This window comes from Burkholderia sp. Ac-20392, assembly GCF_017104585.1.
Lineage (GTDB): Bacteria > Pseudomonadota > Gammaproteobacteria > Burkholderiales > Burkholderiaceae > Burkholderia > Burkholderia lata.
This window is the reverse complement of the sequence record NZ_JAAGPB010000744.1, coordinates 1-3,155: the sequence shown is the minus strand read 5'-3', so window position 1 is coordinate 3,155 and position 3,155 is coordinate 1. Positions and strand designations below refer to the sequence as shown.

Sequence of the window (3,155 nt, the reverse complement as noted above, 5' to 3'; positions counted from 1 at the left end):
CCGATCGTGCCGTCGAACACCGGCACGAGATCGACGTCCGCCATCCGGCGCGGGGCGCCCGGCGTGCTCACGTAAGGCGTCGCGAAGCGCGCGGCGTCGTGCGCGACGAACGCGGTGTCGGTCATCCCGAGCGGGGTCGTGACGAGTGCGGCCACCGCGTCGGCGAGCGGCCGCCCGTCGACCGCCTCGATCAGCGCGCCGACCACATCGATCGCAAGCGAATAGCCCCACGACGTGCCCGGCGCAAACTGCAGCGGCACGCCGGCGATGCGCCGCAGGTTCTCGGCGAGTGAAAGACCCGAGCGATCCATCCCGTCGGACACGCCGGCGCGCGCATACGGGCCGTCGCCGTCCGCTTCGAGGAAGCGGTAGCCGAGGCCGGCCGTATGCGATAACAGATGACGCAGCGTGATGACGGCAAGCGTGCCGTCGGGCAACGTCGGGCGGAACTCGGGCAACCAGCGCGTGACCGGTTCGTCGAGCGCGATGCGGCCTGCCGCGACCAGCCGCATCGCGGCGGCGGCCACGACCGGCTTCGTGACCGACGACAGACGGAACAGCGCGTCTTCCCGCATCGGCGTGCCGGCTTCGCGATCGGCAAGCCCGACGGCGCGCGCATAGCGCAGCTCGCCGTCCTGCGCGACCAGCACGACCGCGCCGACCATGCGCGCGTCGGCAAGCGCGCGATCGAGCGCGTCGTCGAGCGCGTCGTCGAGCCGGTGGCGCAGCGCGGCGTCCGGGTCCACGCGCACAGCGGAGACAGGCAGGGATGACATGGCGTGACCTCATACAGTGAACGAGCGCTCATCGTAGGGAGGCGACGCAGGAAGAAAAACCGGGGTAGAGTTCCGGACAATCCGGACGCTGGCGTCCGCAATCGGAAACTCGCATGGAAAACCTCGGCGGCTTCGTCGTGTTCGTTCAGGTCGCGGAAACGCGCAGTTTCGTCGCGGCCGGGCGCGCGCTCGGGCTGTCGGCATCGGCGATCGGCAAGCGCATCGCGCGGCTGGAGGCGCGCCTGAACGTGCGGCTCTTTCACCGCAGCACGCGCAGCATCACGCTGACGGCCGAAGGCACGCGCTTTCTCGAACGGTGCCGGCGCGTGCTCGCCGAGCTCGACGCCGCCGAGCAGGAACTGACGCACAGCGCCGAAGCGCCGCGCGGGCGCTTGCGCGTGAGCCTGCCGACGATCGGCACGCTGCTGCTGCCGGTGCTTGCCGATTTCATGGCCGCGTATCCGGAGATCGAGCTCGACATCGATTTCAGCGACCGGCTCGTCGACGTCGTCGACGAAGGTTTCGACGCGGTGCTGCGCACCGGCCAGCCGTCGGATTCGCGGCTGTCGTCGCGGCTGCTCGGCCACTTCCGCCAGCACCTCGTCGCGTCACCCGCCTATCTCGACCGGCACGGCACGCCGCGCACGCCGGCCGATCTCGCGCAGCACCGCTGCCTGCACTACCGTTTCCCGACCAGCGGCAAGCTCGAAACCTGGCCGCTGCGCGTGCCGCGCGCGGGCACGCTGCCCGAGGTGCCGGTCGCGATGGTCAGCAACAGCGCGGAGGCACGCCTGTGCTTCGCGCTGCGCGGGCTCGGCATCGCGTGCCTGCCCATCTTCTTCGTGCGCGATGCGCTCGAAGACGGCACGCTGCGCGCGGTGCTCGACGAACACGTCGCGAGCTGCACGCCGATCTACGTGCTGTGGCCGTCAGGCCGCCATCCGACGCCGAAGCTGCGCGCGTTCGTCGATTACATGGCCGCGCACCTGCCGGTGTGAGCGCGGCCGGCCGTCATGCGGCCTTCGCCTGCACGCTCAGCCGGCGGAACGCCTGCCCGTGCTCGTCGAACAAGTGGCAGTGCTCGGCTTGAGCGTGCACGTACAGCGCCTCGCCGGTGCGGTACGTATCGAGCGGCGGAATCCGCGCGATCAGCCCGTCCGGCGCGACGGCCGACTCCGCATACAGGTACGCGGAATCGCCGAGCGACTCGACGGCCATCGTCTTCGCGGCCACGCCGGTCGCCGCCGCTTCGACTTTCAGGTGCTCGGGCCGCACGCCGACCGTCACCGCCGCACCACGCTGCAGCCCCGTCGCTTCGACTGCGACGCGCTGCGTCTCGCCGCTGTCGAAGCGCACGAGCACGCCGCCCGCATCGACCGATTCGACGACGCCCTTCAGGAAGTTCATCTTCGGCGAGCCGATGAAGCCCGCGACGAACTGGTTCGCCGGCGCGTGATACAACTCGTTCGGCGTACCGACCTGCTGCACCGCGCCGCCCGACAGCACGACGATCTTGTCCGCGAGCGTCATCGCCTCGACCTGGTCGTGCGTCACGTAGATCATCGTCGTCTTCAGCTCGTCGTGCAGCCGCGCGAACTCCAGCCGCATCTTCACGCGCAGCGCCGCATCGAGGTTCGACAGCGGCTCGTCGAACAGGAACACCTTCGGCTTGCGCGTGATCGCGCGGCCGATCGCAACGCGCTGCCGCTGGCCGCCCGACAGCTGCTTCGGCTTGCGGTCGAGCAGATGGTCGATGTGCAGGATCTTCGCGGCCTGCTTCACGGCCTGGTCGATCTCCGGCTTCTTCGCGCCCGCGAGCTTCAGGCCGAACGCCATGTTGTCGTACAGCGTCATGTGCGGGTACAGCGCATACGACTGGAACACCATCGCGATGCCGCGCTTCGCGCTCGGCACGTCGTTGACCTTCGCGCCATCGATCAGCAGGTCGCCGCTCGAAATATCCTCGAGGCCGGCGATCATCCGCATCAGCGTGGATTTGCCGCAGCCGCTCGGGCCGACGAACACGACGAATTCGCCGTCGGCGATGTCGAGGTTCACGTTGCGCAGCACTTCGGTGTCGTCGTAGCGCTTCGCGATGTTGCGCAGGAGCACGCTTGCCATGATCTGTCTCCGTTCGTTCGTGATGCGCCGCGTCGAACGCGGCGCCTTGGCGTTGCCAGTGATTGTCAGTTCGGCAGTACCGCGCCGGTCGCCTGCCAGCGCGCGACGTAGCCGGGCAGCTCGTGCATGTCGTCGAAGACGTGACGCGCGCCGATCCCGCGCAGTGCGTCGATCTGCGCGGCCGACGCGTGCCCGCCGCCGACGAAGCCGAGCACGGTCATGCCGGCCGCGGCGGCCGCGGTGATGCCGGTCGCGCTA

At 69.5% G+C, this 3,155-nt stretch carries 3 protein-coding genes and 1 pseudogene; 1 reads left to right on the top strand and 3 read right to left on the bottom strand.

Annotation, left to right across the window (positions count from 1 at the left end; all coding sequences use genetic code 11):
- On the bottom strand, nucleotides 1-776 hold a 776-nt coding region (locus G3N99_RS37650; RefSeq protein ID WP_206124905.1), incomplete at its 3' end, for a serine hydrolase domain-containing protein.
- Nucleotides 777-889: 113 nt separating this feature from the next.
- Here G3N99_RS37650 and G3N99_RS37645 point away from each other — a divergent pair.
- Nucleotides 890-1,774 (top strand): LysR family transcriptional regulator, encoded by an 885-nt coding sequence (locus tag G3N99_RS37645; protein WP_174941405.1) that lies wholly within the window; start codon nucleotides 890-892, stop codon nucleotides 1,772-1,774.
- Nucleotides 1,775-1,787: 13 nt separating this feature from the next.
- Here G3N99_RS37645 and ugpC read toward each other — a convergent pair whose 3' ends face one another.
- Nucleotides 1,788-2,897 (bottom strand): sn-glycerol-3-phosphate ABC transporter ATP-binding protein UgpC, encoded by a 1,110-nt coding sequence (gene ugpC, locus G3N99_RS37640; protein ID WP_206124904.1) that lies wholly within the window; start codon nucleotides 2,895-2,897, stop codon nucleotides 1,788-1,790.
- A gap of 65 nt (nucleotides 2,898-2,962) precedes the next feature.
- Nucleotides 2,963-3,155, bottom strand: a pseudogene (locus G3N99_RS37635) (HAD family phosphatase); the annotation flags it as partial.

Excerpts from the sequence above, each read along its gene's own strand:
- ugpC (WP_206124904.1), bottom strand. The coding sequence starts at position 2,897 with ATGGCAAGCGTGCTCCTGCGCAACATCGCGAAGCGCTACGACGACACC.
- G3N99_RS37645 (WP_174941405.1), top strand. The coding sequence starts at position 890 with ATGGAAAACCTCGGCGGCTTCGTCGTGTTCGTTCAGGTCGCGGAAACG.